The organism is Streptomyces sp. NPDC057280 (assembly GCF_042668605.1).
In the GTDB taxonomy this organism is placed as follows: Bacteria; Actinomycetota; Actinomycetes; order Streptomycetales; family Streptomycetaceae; genus Streptomyces.
In genome coordinates, this window is the sequence record NZ_JBHUYR010000007.1 from 431,264 (window position 1) to 450,989 (window position 19,726).

Annotated in this window: 17 protein-coding genes and 3 tRNA genes; 11 read left to right on the forward strand and 9 right to left on the reverse strand. The window is 70.8% G+C overall.

The features are described from left to right. The first annotated feature begins 86 nt into the window (after positions 1-86). The 4 genes from purD (at position 87) to ACFUO4_RS34380 (ending at position 6,103) form a co-directional block, all read left to right on the forward strand. Entirely contained in the window at positions 87-1,340 is a 1,254-nt protein-coding gene (gene purD / locus ACFUO4_RS34365; protein ID WP_383492146.1) for a phosphoribosylamine--glycine ligase, read from the forward strand. A 338-nt stretch (positions 1,341-1,678) separates the two neighbouring features. Next, the gene (locus ACFUO4_RS34370; protein ID WP_383492274.1) at positions 1,679-3,421 is read left to right on the forward strand and encodes a hypothetical protein; all 1,743 of its coding nucleotides are present in this window, start codon (positions 1,679-1,681) and stop codon (positions 3,419-3,421) included. 163 nt (positions 3,422-3,584) lie between these two features. Then, positions 3,585-5,084, forward strand: coding sequence for a N,N-dimethylformamidase beta subunit family domain-containing protein (locus tag ACFUO4_RS34375; RefSeq protein ID WP_383492149.1), 1,500 nt, complete (start codon positions 3,585-3,587; stop codon positions 5,082-5,084). 119 nt (positions 5,085-5,203) lie between these two features. After that, the gene (locus ACFUO4_RS34380; RefSeq protein WP_383492152.1) at positions 5,204-6,103 is read left to right on the forward strand and encodes a phosphoribosylaminoimidazolesuccinocarboxamide synthase; all 900 of its coding nucleotides are present in this window, start codon (positions 5,204-5,206) and stop codon (positions 6,101-6,103) included. A gap of 46 nt (positions 6,104-6,149) precedes the next feature. Here the strand turns inward: ACFUO4_RS34380 and ACFUO4_RS34385 are convergent. From ACFUO4_RS34385 to ACFUO4_RS34420, 8 genes are all read right to left on the reverse strand, one after another. Next, a tRNA-Gly gene (locus tag ACFUO4_RS34385) sits at positions 6,150-6,222 on the reverse strand. Positions 6,223-6,245: 23 nt separating this feature from the next. Then, the gene (locus ACFUO4_RS34390; RefSeq protein ID WP_079310175.1) at positions 6,246-6,854 is read right to left on the reverse strand and encodes a response regulator transcription factor; all 609 of its coding nucleotides are present in this window, start codon (positions 6,852-6,854) and stop codon (positions 6,246-6,248) included. After that, on the reverse strand, positions 6,851-8,059 hold the full coding sequence (locus ACFUO4_RS34395) for a sensor histidine kinase (protein ID WP_383492277.1): 1,209 nt from the start codon (positions 8,057-8,059) through the stop codon (positions 6,851-6,853). Before ACFUO4_RS34395 ends, ACFUO4_RS34390 begins: the two co-directional genes overlap by 4 nt. 20 nt (positions 8,060-8,079) lie before the next feature. Beyond that, entirely contained in the window at positions 8,080-8,859 is a 780-nt protein-coding gene (locus tag ACFUO4_RS34400) for an ABC transporter permease (RefSeq protein WP_383492155.1), read from the reverse strand. Further along, positions 8,856-9,782: an ABC transporter ATP-binding protein gene (locus tag ACFUO4_RS34405; protein ID WP_383492158.1), complete on the reverse strand. Its 927-nt coding sequence runs from the start codon at positions 9,780-9,782 to the stop codon at positions 8,856-8,858. The genes ACFUO4_RS34400 and ACFUO4_RS34405 overlap by 4 nt, the downstream gene beginning before the upstream one ends. Before the next feature lie 147 nt (positions 9,783-9,929). Next, positions 9,930-10,002: transfer RNA gene (locus ACFUO4_RS34410), tRNA-Gly, on the reverse strand. An 80-nt stretch (positions 10,003-10,082) separates the two neighbouring features. Then, positions 10,083-10,154 (reverse strand) — tRNA-Gly (locus ACFUO4_RS34415). A gap of 123 nt (positions 10,155-10,277) precedes the next feature. Then, on the reverse strand, positions 10,278-10,595 hold the full coding sequence (locus tag ACFUO4_RS34420) for an Lsr2 family protein (RefSeq protein ID WP_059194499.1): 318 nt from the start codon (positions 10,593-10,595) through the stop codon (positions 10,278-10,280). Between the two features lie 293 nt (positions 10,596-10,888). Here ACFUO4_RS34420 and purS point away from each other — a divergent pair, with 293 nt between their 5' ends. Genes purS through purL form a run of 3 tightly spaced genes read left to right on the forward strand, consistent with a single transcriptional unit; the run spans position 10,889 to position 14,084 of the window. After that, a complete protein-coding gene (gene purS / locus ACFUO4_RS34425) occupies positions 10,889-11,152 on the forward strand; it encodes a phosphoribosylformylglycinamidine synthase subunit PurS (RefSeq protein WP_383492161.1) in 264 nt (87 codons plus the stop codon). Then, positions 11,149-11,829 carry a phosphoribosylformylglycinamidine synthase subunit PurQ gene (gene purQ, locus ACFUO4_RS34430; RefSeq protein WP_079310179.1) on the forward strand — a complete coding sequence of 227 codons (681 nt, stop codon included), beginning with the start codon at positions 11,149-11,151 and terminating at the stop codon, positions 11,827-11,829. Before purS ends, purQ begins: the two co-directional genes overlap by 4 nt. Next, the gene (purL, locus tag ACFUO4_RS34435; RefSeq protein WP_383492164.1) at positions 11,826-14,084 is read left to right on the forward strand and encodes a phosphoribosylformylglycinamidine synthase subunit PurL; all 2,259 of its coding nucleotides are present in this window, start codon (positions 11,826-11,828) and stop codon (positions 14,082-14,084) included. Before purQ ends, purL begins: the two co-directional genes overlap by 4 nt. Positions 14,085-14,303: 219 nt before the next feature. On the opposite strand, the gene ACFUO4_RS34440 is transcribed toward purL, so the two are convergent. Beyond that, on the reverse strand, positions 14,304-15,761 hold the full coding sequence (locus tag ACFUO4_RS34440; RefSeq protein WP_383492167.1) for an MFS transporter: 1,458 nt from the start codon (positions 15,759-15,761) through the stop codon (positions 14,304-14,306). Between the two features lie 93 nt (positions 15,762-15,854). Between ACFUO4_RS34440 and ACFUO4_RS34445 the strand changes: the two genes are divergently transcribed. The 4 genes from ACFUO4_RS34445 (at position 15,855) to purF (ending at position 19,698) form a co-directional block, all read left to right on the forward strand. Beyond that, positions 15,855-16,502 (forward strand): TetR/AcrR family transcriptional regulator, encoded by a 648-nt coding sequence (locus ACFUO4_RS34445; RefSeq protein WP_079310182.1) that lies wholly within the window; start codon positions 15,855-15,857, stop codon positions 16,500-16,502. Positions 16,503-16,512: 10 nt separating this feature from the next. Next, on the forward strand, positions 16,513-17,310 hold the full coding sequence (locus ACFUO4_RS34450; protein WP_079310183.1) for a maleylpyruvate isomerase family mycothiol-dependent enzyme: 798 nt from the start codon (positions 16,513-16,515) through the stop codon (positions 17,308-17,310). Between the two features lie 38 nt (positions 17,311-17,348). Continuing rightward, positions 17,349-18,107, forward strand: coding sequence for an META domain-containing protein (locus ACFUO4_RS34455; protein WP_383492172.1), 759 nt, complete (start codon positions 17,349-17,351; stop codon positions 18,105-18,107). Positions 18,108-18,168: 61 nt separating this feature from the next. Next, positions 18,169-19,698: an amidophosphoribosyltransferase gene (purF, locus tag ACFUO4_RS34460; protein ID WP_079310184.1), complete on the forward strand. Its 1,530-nt coding sequence runs from the start codon at positions 18,169-18,171 to the stop codon at positions 19,696-19,698. Positions 19,699-19,726: the final 28 nt, after the last annotated feature.

A 19,726-nucleotide genomic window follows, 5' to 3' on the forward strand; every position in this document is an offset into this window, starting at 1 on the left:
GTTGGAGGAACGTACAGGCACCTCCCGCCCCTCTCCTCAGCAACCCGCACAAAGCCGCACTCCCCGCGCCGGTTACCCTGAACCCCGTGAAGGTCCTCGTCATCGGCAGCGGCGCCCGCGAACACGCCCTGTGCCGCTCCCTGTCCCTCGACCCCGACGTCACCGCGCTGTACTGCGCCCCCGGCAACGCCGGCATCGCCGAGGTCGCCGAGCTGCACCAGGTCGACGCCCTGGACGGCAAGGCCGTCGCCGCGCTGGCCGGTGAGCTCGGCGCCGAGCTGGTCGTCGTAGGCCCGGAGGCACCGCTCGTCGCCGGTGTCGCCGACGCCGTGCGCGAGCTGGGCATCCCGGTCTTCGGCCCCTCCAAGGAGGCCGCGCAGCTCGAGGGCTCCAAGGCCTTCGCCAAGGACGTGATGGCCGGCGCCGGAGTGCCGACCGCCCGCTCCTACGTCTGCACGACGCCCGAGGAGGTCGACGAGGCCCTCGACGCCTTCGGCGCCCCGTACGTCGTCAAGGACGACGGTCTCGCCGCCGGCAAGGGCGTGGTCGTGACGTCCGACCTGGAGGCCGCCAAGGCGCACGCCAACGCCTGCGACCGCGTCGTCATCGAGGAGTTCCTCGACGGCCCCGAGGTCTCCCTCTTCGCCGTCACCGACGGCGAGACCGTCGTCCCCCTCCAGCCCGCCCAGGACTTCAAGCGCGCGCTGGACGGCGACGAGGGCCCGAACACCGGCGGCATGGGCGCGTACTCCCCGCTGCCGTGGGCGGACCCGAAGCTGGTCGAGGAGGTCCTCGACACCGTCCTCCAGCCGACCGTCGACGAGATGCGCCGTCGTGGCACCCCCTTCTCGGGGCTCCTCTACGCCGGTCTCGCGATCACGAGCCGCGGCGTCCGCGTCATCGAGTTCAACGCCCGCTTCGGCGACCCCGAGACCCAGGTGGTCCTGGCCCGCCTGAAGACCCCGCTGGCCGGCCTGCTGCTGGCCGCCGCCAAGGGTGACCTCGCCGACCTGCCGCCGCTGCGCTGGAGCGAGGACGCTGCGGTCACCGTGGTCATCGCCTCGCACAACTACCCCGGCACCCCGCGCACCGGCGACCCGATCACGGGCCTGGACGCGGTGGCCGCCGAGGACGCCCCGCACGCCTACGTCCTGCACGCGGGCACCAAGCACGACGGCGACGCCGTGGTCAGCGCGGGCGGCCGCGTCCTGTCCGTCACCGCGACCGGCAGGGACCTGAACGAGGCCCGCGACCGGGCGTACACCGCCGTCGGCCGCATCCACCTCGACGGCTCCCAGCACCGCACGGACATCGCCGCGAAGGCCGCGTCCGGCGCCTGAACCGGCGCAGCCCGACCCCGGGACCCGATGAACCGAGCAGGCCCCGAATCCGTCTCTGGATTCGGGGCCTGCGGCTTTCGCTCGCCCCGAACGTGACTGAATCCAAGTCAAGATCCAAGGCCTGATCATCGCTGTCCGTCATCCACCTTTCCCCAAAGCCATTCCATCGAGTGACCGATGTCTTTAACGGCTGACGGGGACCGAGGCCCCAACTAGGGTGCGGCGCAAGCGTTCCGGCACTTGGCCCACCGGCATTGCGATGTCGGTGGTGGGTGCCACAGTGGGGGAATGAGCAACGCCAGGACAGCAGGGAGGGGGCGACTCCGGTCGTGACCGGTATGGGTGTGGAGGCAGGAGCACAGGCCGCTCGTTCCCGGGCTCTCGCCGTGCTGCGCATCCGCAGCCGCGCGCTGGCCGTCGCACTGCTGCCCGCCGCGGTCGCCGTGGTGCTGTACGCGGGCGACACGACCGGCCATCTCGTCGGCCCCGGCTGGCATGCCGCCCGCTGGACCGTCACCCCGCTCGCCGCCCTCGTCCTGCTCGCCGCCGCCGGCATCGCCCTGGTCGTCGCGCGCGCCCGCCCCGCGGTGAGCCCGACGGTCCCGATCGCCGAGGAGTCCGCCCCGGACCTGTACCGCATGGTCCGCGACCTGGCCGACCGCCTCGACGTCCCCGCCCCCTCCGCGATAGCGCTCACCCCGGACTGCGACAGCTGGCTGGAGGACCGCACCCACCCGGCCCACGGCCCGCCCCCGCAGACCGACCGTGACGAGCTCACCGGCGCCCGCGGCGCGCACCGCCGTACGACAGCCGCCCCCGTCCTCGTCATCGGCTCCCCGTTCCTGTGGTGGATGCGCGTGGGCGAGCTGCGCGCCGTCCTCGCCCCGGTCGTCGCCGGTACGGGCCCCTCGGCCCACCCGGACATAGCCGCGGCCCGCCGTTTCGTGCGCGGTCTGGACGCCGCGGTGGCCGTCTCCTCGACGTCCGCCCGCTGCCGGCTGACCCGCGGGGTGTGCGCGGGCGTCGGCTGGGTGGCGCGGCTGCTGCTGCGCGGCTGCCGGGAGCACGCGGCGCTGATGGAACGCGGGGTGGCCGCCGCGGCCGCCGAGCGCGCGCAGGCGGTGGACTACGGACTGCGGATCGTCGCGCAGGAGCAGGTGGGCCTGGCGTACGCGGGCTGGGACCGGCTTCTGACCCGCGTCGCGCTGCCCGCCTGGCGCATGGGTCGCTGGCCCTCCCGGCTGGACGCCGGAGTGGTGGCCGCCCTCACGGAGCTGTCCCGCCGCGACCGGCTGGCCGAGGGCTTCGCCTCCCGCCTGGGCGAGCGCCCGGCCTGCGACCTGCTGGAGGAACCCGGCGCGATCGACGAGGCGGCCTCCCTCCTCGCTGCCCGCCTGTTCCACGGCGGCCCCGCCGAAACCGGCCCGGACTGGGCCCCGGTCACCTGGCAGGAGTACCCGGAAGAGGTCGTGGACCGGAAGTGGCGCCTGGACGCCGCCCGCCTCCACCGCGTCCTGGACGCCCAGGGCATCCACCACACCCCGGACCCCGCCACCCCGGCCACGGCGGGTCCCACCCTGTCGAGGGTCCTGGACTACCTGGCCACCCCGCCGGACACCGCCGCCCCCGTCCCCGCCGATGTCGCTGTCGATGTCGAAGGCGAGGACGGCGAGTCCGAACCCGGCAGCGAGCGCACCCACACCCTCGCCGCGGCCCTCACCACCGAGCTCGCCCGCGAGGAGTCCACGGCCCCCGAGGCAAAGGCTCCCGACACCCAGCCCCCGCCCCTGCCCTGGGACGACGCCACCCTCCCCCTCTTCCCGCTCCAGCCCCCGCGCACCGCCCGCGAACTCCTCACCGACCACGTCACGGCGATGGTCTGCTGCGCCGCGATGGACACCGCCGGTGCCACCCCCGGCCTGGACTGGCTGGACGGCCCGACCCTCCTCATCAACGGAGAGCGGACCCCGGACCTCGCCCCCGGGGTCCTCAGCCTCATCGAGGACGGCGACCCCGTCCCCCTGCGCCACTGGCTGACCCAGGCAGGGATACGCCCGGAGAAGCCGCTCCGCCTGGTCTGAGGCGACCGGATCGGAACCCCTGATTCCACTTTCGGCCAATTCGCAACGAATAGTGACAGCCTGCGCGCGTTATGTGATGTGCTGGGACCGATCGCGCACATGGCAAAGGCTTGCGACATAAGACACGCACAACCACACGGGGGTACGAGGGAGGGGAGCAGCCATGGGTCCGGAGCCGATCCGCCGCTGGGAGTCGGGAGCCCTGGCGCACGCCGTGACGGACCCCTTCGGCCAGGGCCCCCTCCCCTGGCTCCGGGGCAGCGAGACGTACTTCGGCGACACGGGCCAGGTCGTCCCCTGGTACGTGGACGCACCGCAGCAGCCCCCCGCCACACCGGCCCGAGGCACCCGCATCCCCACCCCCCGCTCGGCCGGCGGCCCCCGCGCGGCCGACGACGTCCGCCGCCAGATCAAGGGCTTCGCCTCCACCGGCGCGGTCGCCCCGGGTGAGGCCATCGACTTCCACATCACCGTCGACCCGCCCCAGGAGTTCAGCGTCGACGTCTACCGCATCGGCCACTACGGCGGTGACGGCGCCGCGAAGATCACCACCAGCCCCCGCCTCTCCGGCATCGTCCAGCCCCCGCCGCTCACCGCGGACCGCACGGTCTCCTGTCACCACTGGTGGCTGAGCTGGCGCCTCCAGATCCCCTCGTACTGGGGCATCGGCGCGTACGTGGCCGTCCTCACCACCGCCGACGGCTACCGCTCCCACGTCCCCTTCACGGTCCGCCACGACCAGCCGGCCGACCTGCTCCTGCTCCTCCCGGACGTGACGTGGCAGGCGTACAACCTCTACCCGGAGGATGGCCGCACCGGCGCGAGCCTCTACCACGCGTGGGACGAGGAGGGCCGTCTCCTCGGCGAGTCCGACGCCGCGACGACGGTCTCCTTCGACCGCCCCTACGCGGGCGCGGGCCTGCCCCTCCACGTGGGCCACGCCTACGACTTCATCCGCTGGGCCGAGCGCTACGGCTACGACCTCGCCTACGCCGACGCCCGCGACCTGCACTCCGGCCGCGTCGACCCCACCCGCTACCGCGGTCTGGTCTTCCCGGGCCACGACGAGTACTGGTCGGCGAACATGCGCCGCACCGTGGAGCGCGCCCGCGACCACGGCACGTCCCTGGTCTTCCTCTCCGCCAACACCATGTACTGGCAGGTGGAGTTGGGCCCGTCCCCGTCGGGCGTCCCCGACCGGCTGCTGACCTGCCGCAAGCGCAAGGGCCCCGGCCGCCCGGTGCTGTGGCGCGAGATCGACCGCCCCGAGCAGGAGCTGATCGGCATCCAGTACGCGGGCCAGGTCCCCGAGCCCCACCCCCTGATCGTGCGCAACGCCGACCACTGGCTGTGGGAGGCGACCGGCGCCCATGACGGCGACGCCATCGAGGGCCTGGTCGCCGGCGAGGCCGACCGCTACTTCCCGCGCACCCCGCTCCCCGCCCACGACGACCGCATCCTGCTCGCGCACTCCCCGTACACCGACACCGAGGGCGCCCTCCGTCACCAGGAGACGTCCCTCTACCGCGCCCCCTCGGGCGCCTTGGTCTTCGCGTCGGGGACGTTCGCCTGGTCCCCGTCCCTGGACCGCCCGGGCCATGTGGACCCCCGCGTCCAGCGCGCCACCGCCAACCTCCTGGACCGCATCTGCAAGCGTGACTGACCCCAGGTCGGAGGCCAGCCGCCTATAAGGGACAATCGACCCGTTGGCCCGCCCGTCGCCCACCACCGCCCTACTCGAGCCCTTCGGGCGCCCCTTTTGTTCAACCACGGGGAGGAACCGTGTCCGGATTCGTAGAAAAGCCCGAGCCGATCCAGGTGCCGGGCTTGGTGCATCTCCACACCGGCAAGGTGCGCGAGCTGTACCAGAACGAGGCGGGCGACCTCGTGATGGTCGCCAGCGACCGTATCTCCGCGTACGACTGGGTGCTGCCCACCGAGATCCCCGACAAGGGCCGGGTCCTCACGCAGCTCTCCCTGTGGTGGTTCGACCAGCTCGCCGACCTGATCCCCAACCACATCATCAGCACCGACCTCCCCGAGGGCGCCCCCGCCGACTGGGCGGGCCGCACGGTGGTCTGCAAGTCGCTCCAGATGGTCCCGGTCGAGTGCGTGGCCCGCGGCTATCTCACCGGCTCCGGCCTGGTCGAGTACAACGAGTCGCGTACGGTCTGCGGCCTCGCCCTCCCCGAGGGCCTGTCCGACGGCAGCGAGCTGCCCGCCCCGATCTTCACCCCGGCCACCAAGGCCGCGGTCGGCGAGCACGACGAGAACGTGTCGTACGAGGAGGTCGCCCGTCAGGTCGGCGCCGACACCGCCGCCCAGCTGCGCCAGGCCACCCTCGCCGTCTACACGCGCGGCCGGGACATCGCCCGGGACCGGGGCATCCTGCTCGCGGACACCAAGTTCGAGTTCGGCTTCGACGGCGGCACCCTCGTCATCGGCGACGAGGTCCTCACCCCGGACTCCTCCCGCTTCTGGCCGGCCGAGTCGTGGGAGCCGGGGCACGCGCAGCCGTCGTACGACAAGCAGTTCGTGCGGGACTGGCTGACCTCGGCGGCCTCCGGCTGGGACCGCAAGAGCGAGCAGCCGCCGCCCGCGCTGCCGCAGGAGGTCGTGGACCGCACGCGCGCCAAGTACATCGAGGCGTACGAGCGCCTGACGGGCACGAGCTGGAGCTGACCGCATGAAAAAGCCCCCCGGCCGAAGCCGGGGGGCTTTGATCAAGAGCGAACGACGAGGTTCGAACTCGCGACCTCAACCTTGGCAAGGTTGCGCTCTACCAACTGAGCTACGTTCGCACTGCGCCGAAGCGCGATGCCTACTATACCCAACCTCGCTCGCGCGCGAGACGCACGGCGGTGTGCCGGTTCTCCGCCCCGAGCTTCGAGACGGCCGACGACAGATAGTTCCGTACCGTCCCCTGGGACAGCGCGGCCCGCTCGGCGATCTCCGCGACGGGCGCCCCGTCGGCGGCGAGTTCCAGCACCTCGGCCTCACGCGCGGTCAGCGGCGAGTCTCCGGCGGAGATCGCGTCGGCGGCCAACTCGGGGTCGACGTAACGGTTTCCGTCGTGCACCGTGCGGATGATCTCGGCGAGCTTCTGCGCGCTCACCGTCTTGGGGACGAACCCCCGCACACCCGCCTCAAGGGCCCGCTTCAGATGCCCGGGCCGGCCGTGACTGGTCACGATCAGCACCCGGCAACCGGGCAGTTCGGTCCGCAGCGATGTGGCGACCTTCACACCGTCCGCCCCCGGCATCTGCAGATCGAGCACCGCCACATCCGGCTCGTGCGCCCGGGCCATCGCCAGCGCCTCGGGCCCGGACGCGGCCTCGGCGACGACCACCAGATCGTCCTCCATCGAGAGCAGCGCGGCCAGCGCCCCGCGGATCAGATGCTCGTCGTCGGCCAGCAACAGCCGTACGGTCACGAGGCCACCTCGGTCACCATCGGCACCTGCGCCACCAACCGGAACACACCCTCCCGCACGGCCCCCGCCTCCAACGTCCCGTCCACCGCCGCCAGCCGCTCCCGCAGCCCGGCGAGCCCGGACCCGCCCGGTCCGGACGGACCGGCGGCCCCGTCGTTCTCCACCGTCAGCACCACACCGTCCTCCGACCTCCGTACGGACACCGTGCACCGCCGGGCGTCCCCGTGCCGCAGGACGTTCGTCGTCGCCTCCCGGACCACCCAGCCGAGCGCCGACTGCACGTCCAGCGGCAGCCCGGCCGCCTCCCCGCTGACCGTGCACTCGATCCCGGCAGCCGCCAACACCCCCTGGGCTCCGCTGAGTTCGACCCCCAGGTCGGCCTCCCGATACCCGCGTACGACCTCCCGCACCTCGCGCTGCGACTCCTGCGCGATGCGCTGCACCTCGATCATCTGCTCCTCGGCCTCGGGCCGTCCCCGCCGGGCCAGCTGCACGGCGAGCTCGCTCTTCAGCGAGATCACCGCGAGGTTGCGGCCCATGACGTCGTGCAGATCGCGCCCGAACCGCAGCCGTTCCTCGGCGACGGCGAGCCGCGCGCGGGTCTCGCGGGCCTCGTCGAGTTCGTAGAAGGCGTTGAGGAGCCAGGCGGAGAAGGCGGAGGTGAAGGCGAGGAACCCGGCACCCAGCAGCACGGCCAGGCTCGTCAGCAGGGCGGCGGTGCCCGAACGCCCCATCGGGAGGGCCAGGAGACCCGAGCCCACCGCGAAGCCCGTGACGACGCCGTACACATGCCGCCGGTCGGGCAGCCCCATCGCGAGCACGCCGGCGCCGAAGATCAGGACGACCGCGAAGATCGAGCCCGCGGCCGTGTCGACGTCGTCCCCGCTCGGTCCGCGCTCCGCGACGGCGATCGCCGTGACGGCGACGACGGTGGTGAGCGCGCCGAATGTCCACAGCGTGTGGACGGGCTGCTCACGCCGGCCCAGGGTCCAGTCCAGCGTCCGGGACGCGGTCACGGCACAGATCACGGCGTGCCCGACCACCAGCACCAGCAGCAGGGCCGCGAGCCAGCCCGGCACCCCGCCGCCGACGAGCGGCAGCCCGACCGACGCCAGCTCGGCCAGCGCGAAGGCGTGGAACGACCACCGCGTGTACGTCTCCACCTTCGCCGGCGTGCTCTTCCGCCCCCACCAGCCCCCGGGCATGCTCACCCTTCCCCCGTACCTCAGCGCCTCGGCTCCCACCGGAACCACCGCCCTACAGCAAACACCCCTGCCGCCGCCCAGGCCAGCGCGGTCAGCACCGGCCCGATCGTCTCGTACACGCTGAGCTCGCCGGTCCAGCCGCCGCGGATCAGCGTGATCACCGGGGTCAGCGGCAGCAGCTCGCACACCGAGGCCATCCGGTCCGGCAGCAGCTCCAGCGGGACGGTGATCCCGGACCCCACCATGGCGACCAGCACCAGCGGCAACGCCGTGACCTGGGCGCTCTCCACGGTCCGGGTGAAACCCGCGGTGACGGCGGCCAGCAGGGCACTGACCGCGAGCCCCAGCAGGAGGCCCAGGACGGCGAGATGCGGTGCCTTCGGAGCCGGGACGTCGAGCAGGGCGGTGCAGGCCGCGACCAGCACCAGGGACTGCACGAACCCCGTCGTCAAGGCCGGCAGCGCGGTCCCGGCGAGGATCTCGCTGTCCCGCAGCTCTCCCGTCCGCAGCCGCTTGAGGACGAGTTCCTCGCGCCGCGCGACGAAGACGCCGACCAGCGCCGAGTACACCGCGAACAGCAGCGAGAACCCGATCGCCCCCGGCAGCACCACCGTCCCGACATCGAGCCCGGTGCCCTTCAGGTCCATGTCCTCGGCCACGGTCCGCACGCTCACCGGCAGCACCAGCGGCACGAACACCGCGGTGACGATCATGCCCTTGCTGCGCCCGAAGAGGGTCAGCTCGGCCCGCGCGAGGGCCTTCACCCGGCCTGCCGCCATCCGATCGACCACGACGCTCATGCCCTGACCTCCTGAGCCGCGATCCCCAGGAACGCCTCCTCCAGCGAGGCCGACCGCACATCGAGCCCCCGCAGCTCGACCCCCGCCCCCGACGCCCACACCAGCACTTCCGTGGCCACCCGCTGCAACTCCCGCGTCCGCAGCCGTACGACCCGCCCGTCGACCTCGTGGGAGAGCACCCCCAGCTCCCCGAGTGGTGGCAGATCGCCCACGAAGTACCCCTGGGGCAGCTCGAAGGAGATCCGCGAGGGCTGCCCGGCCGTCACCTCGGCGGGGGTCCCGGTGACCGCGATCCGCCCCTCGTGCAGGATGGCGAGCCGGTCGGCGAGGCCCTCGGCCTCCTCCAGATAGTGCGTGGTCAGCAGCACGGTCGTACCGCCGTCGCGCAGCGCCCGCACCAGTTCCCAGGTGTCCCGGCGGCCCTCGGCGTCGAGCCCGGTCGTCGGCTCGTCCAGGAACAGCACCTCGGGCCGCCCGAGCAGCGCGAGCGCGAGATCCAGCCGCCGCCGCTCGCCCCCGGACAGCTGTTTCACACGTACGTCGCTCCGGCGCGCGAGCCCGACGAGCTCCAGCGCCTCGACGGGCGGCCGCGCCCCGCTCACGCACCCCGCCCACATCCGCGCGGTCTCGGCGACGGTGAGCTCGGACGGGAACCCGCCCTCCTGGAGCATCACGCCGGTCCGCGGCCGTACGGCGGCCCGCTCGGCGTAGGGATCATGGCCGAGCACCCGCACCCGGCCCCCGGCCGGCGGCGCGAGCCCTTCCAGCAGCTCGACCGTGGACGTCTTGCCGGCCCCGTTGGTGCCGAGCAGGGCGAAGACCTCGCCGCGGGCCACGGAGAAGCTGATCCCGCGGACCGCCTCGAACCCGCCCCCGTAGACGCGTCGCAGGTCGGTGACCTCAATCACGTTCGTGTTGTCCATGAGGCAAGCGTCCCGGCGCCACGGGCCCGGAAGGAGTGCGCGCTGTCATCACTCGGGATGACAAATGTCAGAGGCACTCGGCAGTGCTCCGCAGGCACTGCGCACACGAAGAAGCCCCCCGGCAGAAGCCGGGGGGCTTTCATCAAGAGCGAACGACGAGGTTCGAACTCGCGACCTCAACCTTGGCAAGGTTGCGCTCTACCAACTGAGCTACGTTCGCATTGCATCCGATCGGCTCTCACCGACCGGCGCGAGCACCATCCTACCTGATCCACAAGAGGGATCAGACCGGCGATGCAGAGCGGGTGACAGGAATTGCACACTGCGCCTTCCCCCTGGAAGGGGGATGTTCTGCTACTGAACTACACCCGCATGTACTCCGTGGGCTGGGCTTTTCCGTCCCCGCCCCTCGGCGTGCTCCAGACTCTAGCCGACCAGGAGGGGTGCAGCGCAAGTCGGTTGTCCCGAGGGGCGGGTGACCGGGCGTCGACGGGGCTACTGCGCCTCGGCGAACGCCTCGTAGACCTTCTTGGGGATGCGGCCGCGGGCCGGCACGTCCATCTTGTTCGCCTGGGCCCAGGCGCGGACCGCCGCCGGGTCGGGAGCGACCTCGGTCTGCTTGTACGCCTTGCCGGACCGGGAACGCTTCCGGCCTGCTTCCACGTAGGGCTCGAGGGCCTTACGCAGTTTCTCGGCATTCACCTGATTCAGGTCGATCTCGTACGACTTGCCGTCGAGTCCGAAGGCGATCGTTTCCGCCGCTTCCGAGCCGTCGATGTCGTCAAAGAGAGTGACCACGACCTTCTGCGCCACGAATATCGGTCCCTTCGTACGGCACTTTGCCAATTCATTTGTACAGTGCCCGACAATGCATTGTGAAGCCCGACTAAATCCTTTGGCGTGTCCGAGCGCAATAGGTATCGGGTGTCGATCGCGGATCTTTCCTGGAAATTTTGGTGAACGCCGCCCCTGATACCGGATCGTGACTGGGGTCACGTAGCTTCCTACAAGTCAACGCGCGTAGAAATTTTGTGCGGGTAGTCTGAAGACACCTGTTGGAGGACACCCGCAGGAACCTTGCTCAGCACCACACACCGGGAGTGCCAGTGGCACGCGTCGTAGTCGACGTCATGCTCAAGCCGGAGATCCTCGACCCCCAGGGCCAGGCGGTGCAGCGCGCACTGCCGCGTCTGGGTTTCGAAGGCATCTCGGACGTCCGTCAGGGAAAGCGTTTCGAACTGGAAGTTGACGGGCCGGTCGACGAGACCGCGCTCGCCCGCATCCATGATCTTGCGGAATCCTTCCTCGCCAACACCGTGATCGAGGACTTCACGGTGAAGGTGGAAGAAGTCGCGGAGGCCGCGAAGTGACCGCTCGTATTGGCGTCGTCACTTTCCCGGGGAGTCTCGACGACCGGGACACCCAGCGCGCGATCCGCCTCGCGGGCGCCGAACCGGTCGCCCTCTGGCACAAGGACAAGGACCTGCACCAGGTGGACGCGGTCGTCCTCCCGGGTGGTTTCTCCTACGGCGACTATCTGCGGGCCGGCGCCATCTCCCGCTTCTCGCCGGTGATGGAGACGGTCATCGAGCAGGCGAAGGCCGGCCTCCCGGTCCTCGGCATCTGCAACGGCTTCCAGATCCTCACGGAGGCCCACCTCCTCCCGGGCGGGATGCTCGGCAACGACCACCTGCACTTCATCTGCCGCGACCAGAAGCTGCGGGTGGAGAACACCTCCAGTGCGTGGACGGTCGACTACAGCGCCGGCCAGGAGATCCACATCCCGCTGAAGAACATGGACGGCCGGTACGTCGCCGACGAGTACACCCTCGACAAGCTCGAGGCCGAGGGCCGCGTCGCCTTCCGGTACGTCGACTTCAACCCGAACGGCTCGCTGCGCGACATCGCCGGCATCACCAACGAGGCCGGCAACGTCGTGGGCCTCATGCCGCACCCGGAGCACGCCGTCGAGCCGCTCATCGGGTCGGGCCGCACCGACGGCCTCCCCTTCTTCACCTCGATCCTCAAGAAGCTGGTCAACGCATGAGCCGGACGCCTCTGGACACGGTCGAGCACGCGGCCGCGACCCCCGACGTCGAGCTGCCCTGGGCCGAACTCGGTCTGAAGAAGGACGAGTACGAGCGGGTCGTGGAGATCCTCGGCCGCCGGCCCACCGGTGCCGAGCTCGCCATGTACTCGGTCATGTGGTCCGAGCACTGCTCCTACAAGTCCTCCAAGGTCCACCTCCGCCAGTTCGGCGAGAAGGCCCCGCAGAGCGACGCCCTCCTCGTCGGCATCGGCGAGAACGCGGGCGTCGTGGACGTCGGCCAGGGTTACGCCGTGACCTTCAAGGTGGAGTCGCACAACCACCCCTCCTACGTCGAGCCCTACCAGGGTGCGGCCACGGGCGTGGGCGGCATCGTCCGCGACATCATCGCGATGGGCGCCCGCCCGGTCGCCGTGGTCGACCCGCTGCGCTTCGGCGCCGCCGACCACCCCGACACCAAGCGCGTCCTGCCGGGTGTCGTCGCCGGCATCGGCGGCTACGGCAACTGCCTGGGCCTGCCCAACATCGGCGGCGAGGTCGTCTTCGACGCCTGCTACCAGGGCAACCCGCTGGTCAACGCCGGTGCCATCGGTGTGATGCGGCACGAGGACATCCACCTCGCCAAGGCGTCCGGCGCGGGCAACAAGGTCATCCTGTACGGGGCCCGGACCGGCGGCGACGGCATCGGCGGCGCCTCGATCCTGGCCTCCGAGACCTTCGACGACGCCAAGCCCTCGAAGCGTCCGGCCGTCCAGGTCGGCGACCCCTTCCAGGAGAAGCTCCTCATCGAGTGCACCCTGGAGGCCTTCAAGGAGAAGCTGGTCGTCGGCATCCAGGACCTCGGCGCGGCCGGTCTGTCCTGCGCCACCTCCGAGCTCGCCTCCAACGGCTCCGGCGGCATGCGCGTGACCCTGGACGACGTTCCCCTGCGTGACTCGACCCTCTCTCCCGAGGAAATCCTCATGAGCGAGTCGCAGGAACGCATGTGCGCGGTCGTGGAGCCGGAGAAGGTCGACCGCTTCCTGGAGATCTGCGACAAGTGGGACGTCATCGCCACGGTGATCGGTGAGGTCACGGACGGCGACCGCCTCGAGATCTTCTGGCACGGCGGCAAGATCGTCGACGTCGACCCGCGCACGGTCGCGCACGACGGCCCGGTCTACGAGCGCCCGTACGCCCGCCCGTCCTGGCAGGACGAGCTCCAGGCGGACGACGCCAACAAGCTGCCGCGGCCCGCGACGTCGGAAGAGCTGAAGCAGCAGGTCCTGAAGCTGGTCTCGTCCCCGAACCAGGCCTCCAAGAAGTGGATCACGTCCCAGTACGACCACTTCGTGCAGGGCAACACGGTGCTGGCCCAGCCCGAGGACTCGGGCATGATCCGCATCGACGAGGAGACCGGCCTCGGCGTCGCCATCGCGACGGACGGCAACGGCCGTTACGCGAAGCTGGACCCGTACGCGGGCGCCCAGTTGGCGCTGTCGGAGGCCTACCGCAACGTCGCCACCACCGGCGCCAAGCCGCTCGCGGTCTCCGACTGCCTGAACTTCGGCTCGCCCGAGGACCCGGCCGTGATGTGGCAGTTCGCGGAGGCCATCCGTGGTCTCGCCGACGCCTGCCAGCAGTTGGGCACCCCGGTGACCGGCGGCAACGTCTCGCTCTACAACCAGACCGGCGAGGCCGCCATCCACCCGACCCCGGTCGTGGCCGTCCTCGGCGTCATCGACGACGTGGCCCGCCGCACGCCCGTCGCCTTCCAGGAGGAGGGCCAGCTGCTCTACCTCCTCGGCGACACGCGTGAGGAGTTCGGCGGCTCGGCCTGGTCCCAGGTCGTCCACGACCACCTCGGCGGCCTGCCCCCGAAGGTGGACCTGGAGCGTGAGCGCCTCCTCGCGGAGATCCTGATCTCGGCCTCCCGCGACGGCATGATCGACTCGGCGCACGACCTCTCCGACGGCGGTCTGATCCAGGCGGTCGTGGAGTCGGCGCTGCTCGGCGGCAAGGGCGCGCGTCTGGTCGTCCCGGACGGGCTCGACGCCTTCACCTTCCTCTTCTCCGAGTCGGCGGGCCGCGCGGTCGTCGCTGTGCCGCGCTCCGAGGAGGTCCGCTTCAACGACATGTGCGGTGCGCGGGGCCTGCCGGTCACCCGCATCGGCGTTGTCGACGGCGAAACCGTGGAGATCCAGGGCGAGTTCACGCTCTCCCTGGAGGAGCTGAAGAAGGCCCACGAGGAGACGATCCCGGCGCTGCTCGCGTAGCCGGTCGTACGACGAGGAAGGCCCCGCCCGGATGATCTGCTTCCGGGCGAAGCCTTCTTCTCGGACGGCTGGTTCAGCGGGCGTTCGCGGTCGATCAGTAGGTACACCGGGATCTCTGCCTGGCCGTATGCGGGCGGCTTGTCGTACCGGGCATCGGGCGCGAGCACCGCGTCCGGTTCGCCCTGCTTCCCAGCGCCGCGGGGCGGCTTTCGCAGCCGATCACACGTACGAGTGATCGTCCCCACGTCGAGCGGGGACGGGCTCTGAGGACGCGGCCCCCGCCTTCGGCAGCCGCAATGCCAGCACCACCCCCAGCGCCATCAGTGCCGCCCCGCACAGGAACACCGCGTCCATGGCGGAGACGTACTCCGTCATGTCCGTGCCGTCGCTCAGCCTGCTGATCAGGGTGCCGAACAGGGCGGCGCCCAGGGCCGTGCCGAGGGTCTGGAAGAAGCGGATGCCGGTCGTGGCGACCCCGAGCTGGTGACGGGGTGCCGCGTACTGCACGAGCTGGATGAGCTGGCCGATCAGCTGACCGAACCCGGCACCGACGAGGAGCAGTTCGGCGCGTAGCCACCACAGTGAGGTGTGGGTGCCGGTGGTGGCCAGGAGGAGGAAGGCCACGGCGGTGACGGCGGACCCCGTGATCACGAACGTCCGCTCGGACCAGCCGCGTTCGGTGAGCTTGCCGGTGGCGATGCCGACCACCGTCATGCCGATCGCCATCGGGATGAGGTACAGGCCCGCCGAGGAGCTCGCGATGCCCCGGACCACCTGGAGATAGACCATCACGTAGTACATCGAGCCGACCATGGCCGCCCCGACGAGCCCCTGGATGGCGAAGCCCCAGCGCAGCTCCGGGACCCGGAACATGGACAGCGGCAGGATCGGTTCGGCGGCGGTGCGCTGGCGGCGCAGGAACAGCGCGAGGGAGACCGCCGAGGCCAGCGCCAGCCCGATGACCTGCGGGGACGTCCAGTCGTACTCCTTGCCGCCCCACTCGGTGACCAGCAGCAGCGTGGTGGAGAAGGCGGCGGCGAGGGCCGCGCCGAGGAAGTCGATGCGGTGCCGCTCGGTGTGCCGGGGGAGTTTCAGGACGAGCGCGGACAGGGCGAGGACCGTGATGCCGATGGGCAGGTTGACGTAGAAGATCCAGCGCCAGCTCGCGTGGTCGGAGAGCACCCCGCCGATCCACGGGCCGAGCGCCATGCCGCCGCCCGCGACGATGCCGCCCATGCCGGCGCCCTTGCTGTCCTTCTCCTTGCCGGGCTCCTTGAGCTGGGCGATCACCACCATCGTCACGCTCATCAGTCCGCCGGCGCCGATGCCCTGCACCGCCCGGGCGGCGATCAGCTGGCCGATGGACTGGGCGGCCCCGCACAGCGCCGAGCCGAACAGGAAGGTGCCGACGGCCCCGAGGAAGACCCGCTTGGCGCCGAGGGTGTCGCAGAGCCTGCCGTAGAGCGGCAGCACCGCGGCCGAGGCCAGCGAGAAGGCGCTGACCAGCCACGGGATCTTGTCGATGCCGTGGGCGGGGTCGAGGTCCCGGACGATCGGGACGGTCGCCGCGGACACGATCTGCATGTCCAGGACGGCGAGCACGATCGTGGCGAGGCAGACGAGGAAGCCGATCTTGCGCTGGATGTCGCTCATGGTCTGGGGCTGGGTCTCGGTCATGGCAGAACCATGCCCGAGAATCGTGTACTGAGTCAATGTTTCATCCAGGATCAAATTTCATCTTGGTACAGCGACGCTTGGTAAGGTGCTGCCATGGCTTTTGCTGAGGGCATGGGGCTGCGCGAGCGCAAGAAGCTCCAGACGGCGCTGCGGATCTACCGGACCGCGGTGGCACTGTTCGACGAGAAGGGCTTCGACGCCGTCTCCGTGCAGGAGATCGCCGACGCCGCCGAGGTCTCCAAGATGACCGTCTTCAACTACTTCGGCACGAAGGAGGACCTGGTCTTCAAGCCCATGGAGGACCACTTCTCCGATCCGGCCCGTGCGGTGCGCGACCGGAAGCCGGGCGAGTCCGCCGTGGACGCCGTCCGCCGGCAGTTCCTGGAGATGATCGACGGCCGCGACCCCTCGATCGGCCTGAACGCCGAGCCCTTCGCCCGCCGGATCCGCTCGGTGATCATGGCGACGCCCGTGCTGCGGGACCGGGCCTACGTCTCGGCGGAGAAGGGCGGCCTGGAACTCGCCGACCTGCTCACCGAGGAGACCGGCGACCGCACCCTGGCGCTGATCGCCGCCGCCACCCTCACCCACGCCCGCCAGGCCCTGATCGAGGAGCACCACCTGCGCATCGACGCCGGTGAGAGCGTGGACGACGTCGCCGCCGACGCCGCCGAACGGGCCGAGCGCGCCTTCGCGTTGGTCGCCGGGGGCCTCGCCGGATACGCCGTCCGACAGGCCTAGGCTGGCCCCCATGCCACCGGCCAAGAAGCGCACCCGCAGCTACGACCCCGCCAAGATCCGCACCGCGGTGCTCACGCAGTTCGGGCACGTACGACAGGCCGTACGCACCCTCACCCCCGAGCAGTTGGCCGGCCCCACCCACCTCGGCGACTGGACCGTCCGCGACCTCGCCGCGCACCTCACCATGGCCGTCGGCGCCATCAGCAACGCCCTCGAGGCCGAGGCGCCGCCGAAGCGCACCCTCGCCCTCCTGGACTGGCCCGCCAGCACCGCGTCCCGAGGCGCCGACATCGACGACGGCACCCGGCGGCTGGCCCAGGACAACCCCGACCTCGACGCCCTCTACGCCCGCACCGCGGAACGCTTCACCGAGAGCTTCGACGGGGCCGCCGACGACCGGCTCATCGGCAGCCGCACCGGCGCCATGACCCTCGCCGACTACCTGGTCACCCGGACCGTCGAACTCGTCGTCCACACCGACGACCTGAACGCCTCCGTCCCCGGCCTCGACATCCCCCACGACCGTCAGGCCCTGGCCGCCTGCACCCGTCTCCTCGCCGACGCGCTCGCCGCGAAGGCCCCCGGCGGCTCGACCGAGGTGCGGATCCCGCCGTACGCCGTGGTGCAGTGCGTCGAGGGGCTCCGGCATACCCGCGGCACCCCGCCCAACGTCGTCGAGACCGACCCGCTGACCTGGATCAGGCTCGCGACCGGGCGGCTGACCTGGAAGGACGCGGTCGCGGAGGCCAAGGTGAGCGCGAGCGGGGAGCGCGCGGATCTCGGCGGGCTGCTGCCCCTCATGGGGTGACGGGGGAACCCGCCTCCCGCCTCACCCGTCCCATCGCCATGGACAAGCAGCGAATGACCCTCGCCGCCCTGACCGTCCTCCCGCTCGCCGCGGCCTGCGGGACCGAACAGGCCGACGGCGGTTCGGTGGCCGCCGAGCGATCCGTCACCGGCATCCACTGGAGCGTCGACAGTGTCACCGTGGACGGCACCACCCACAAGGCCCCCACCGGGGCGGACGTCACGATCGAGGACGGCAAGGCGGCCGGCAACTACGGCTGCAACCACTTCAACGCGAAGGTCGCCTTCGGGGACGGCACCCTCCGGCTCAGTGACGCCACGACCACGGAGATGGCCTGCGAGGAAGGTCCCATGGCCTTCGAGAGGACCCTCGCCCGCACCCTGACCGCCGGTGCCCTGAAGACCGACGTCACCGGCGACCGGCTCACGCTCACCACCGACGACGGCGACCGGGTCCGGCTGACCGAGGAGAAGGACGCGCCGCTCTACGGCACCCGATGGAACATCACCTCGCCGGCTCCCACCGGTGAGGCCCACCTCAGCTTCGACAAGAAGACCGGGAAGGTGACCGGCAGCCTCGGCTGCAACAGGGTGACGGCGACTGCCACGGTCCGCGACGGACATATCACCCTGGGCGCTCCCGCCACCACCCGAATGGTGTGCGACACCTCACTCATGAAGACGGAGAAGACCCTGCTGGGCTTCTTCGACAGCACGGTGAGGTACGAACTGGATCATCGCGCCCTCACGCTGACCAGCGAAAACGGAAAAACCACCAACGCGGTCGCGGCCAAGTGATCCCTTAAAGGTCCGTATCCCCAATTCGGACCAGTGGTCGACCTCGCCTACACTCGGGGACGTGCCACGTGGTGACGGTCGACTCAATCATGATCTGCTCCCCGGCGAGAAAGGCCCCCAGGACGCGTGTGGCGTCTTCGGTGTCTGGGCTCCGGGTGAAGAGGTCGCCAAGCTCACTTACTTCGGGCTCTACGCCCTCCAGCATCGGGGCCAGGAATCCGCGGGTATCGCGGTCAGCAACGGCTCCCAGATCCTCGTCTTCAAGGACATGGGCCTCGTGTCCCAGGTCTTCGACGAGACCTCCCTCGGTTCGCTCCAGGGTCACATCGCGGTCGGACACGCCCGCTACTCGACCACCGGTGCCTCCGTGTGGGAGAACGCCCAGCCGACGTTCCGTGCCACCGCGCACGGCTCGATCGCGCTCGGCCACAACGGCAACCTGGTCAACACGGCGCAGCTCGCCGAGATGGTCGCCGACCTCCCGAAGGACACCAACGGCCGCTCGACCCGAGTGGCCGCCACCAACGACACCGACCTGCTGACGGCCCTCCTGGCCGCCCAGGTCGACGAGGACGGCAAGCCGCTGACCATCGAGGAGGCCGCTCACACGGTCCTTCCGCAGGTGCGTGGCGCGTTCTCCCTCGTCTTCATGGACGAGCACACGCTGTACGCCGCCCGCGACCCGCAGGGCATCCGCCCGCTGGTCCTCGGCCGCCTGGAGCGCGGCTGGGTCGTCGCCTCGGAGTCCGCCGCCCTCGACATCTGCGGCGCCTCCTACGTCCGCGAGATCGAGCCGGGCGAGTTCGTCGCCATCGACGAGAACGGCCTGCGCACCTCCCGATTCGCGGAAGCGAAGCCCAAGGGCTGTGTCTTCGAGTACGTCTACCTCGCGCGCCCCGACACCGACATCGCCGGCCGCAACGTGTACCTCTCCCGCGTGGAGATGGGCCGCAAGCTGGCGAAGGAAGCCCCGGTCGAGGCGGACCTGGTCATAGCGACTCCGGAGTCCGGCACCCCGGCCGCCATCGGCTACGCGGAAGCCTCCGGCATCCCGTTCGGCGCGGGCCTGGTGAAGAACGCGTACGTCGGCCGTACGTTCATCCAGCCCTCCCAGACGATCCGGCAGCTCGGCATCCGGCTGAAGCTGAACCCGCTGAAGGAAGTCATCAAGGGCAAGCGTCTGGTCGTCGTCGACGACTCGATCGTGCGCGGCAACACCCAGCGCGCCCTGGTCCGCATGCTCCGCGAGGCGGGCGCCGCCGAGGTCCACATCCGGATCTCCTCGCCGCCGGTCAAGTGGCCCTGCTTCTTCGGCATCGACTTCGCCACCCGCGCGGAGCTCATCGCCAACGGCATGACGATCGACGAGATCGGCACCTCGCTCGGCGCCGACTCCCTGGCGTACATCTCCATCGACGGCATGATCGAGGCGACCACCATCGCCAAGCCGAACCTGTGCCGCGCCTGCTTCGACGGCGAGTACCCGATGGAGCTCCCGGACCCCGAGCTGCTCGGCAAGCAGCTCCTGGAGACCGAGCTGGCCGCGGGCCCCGCAGCCACGGCCGCGGCCGACGCCATCCGTCGCCCGTAAGCCTCGTAGAACCCAACCCGAAAGATCC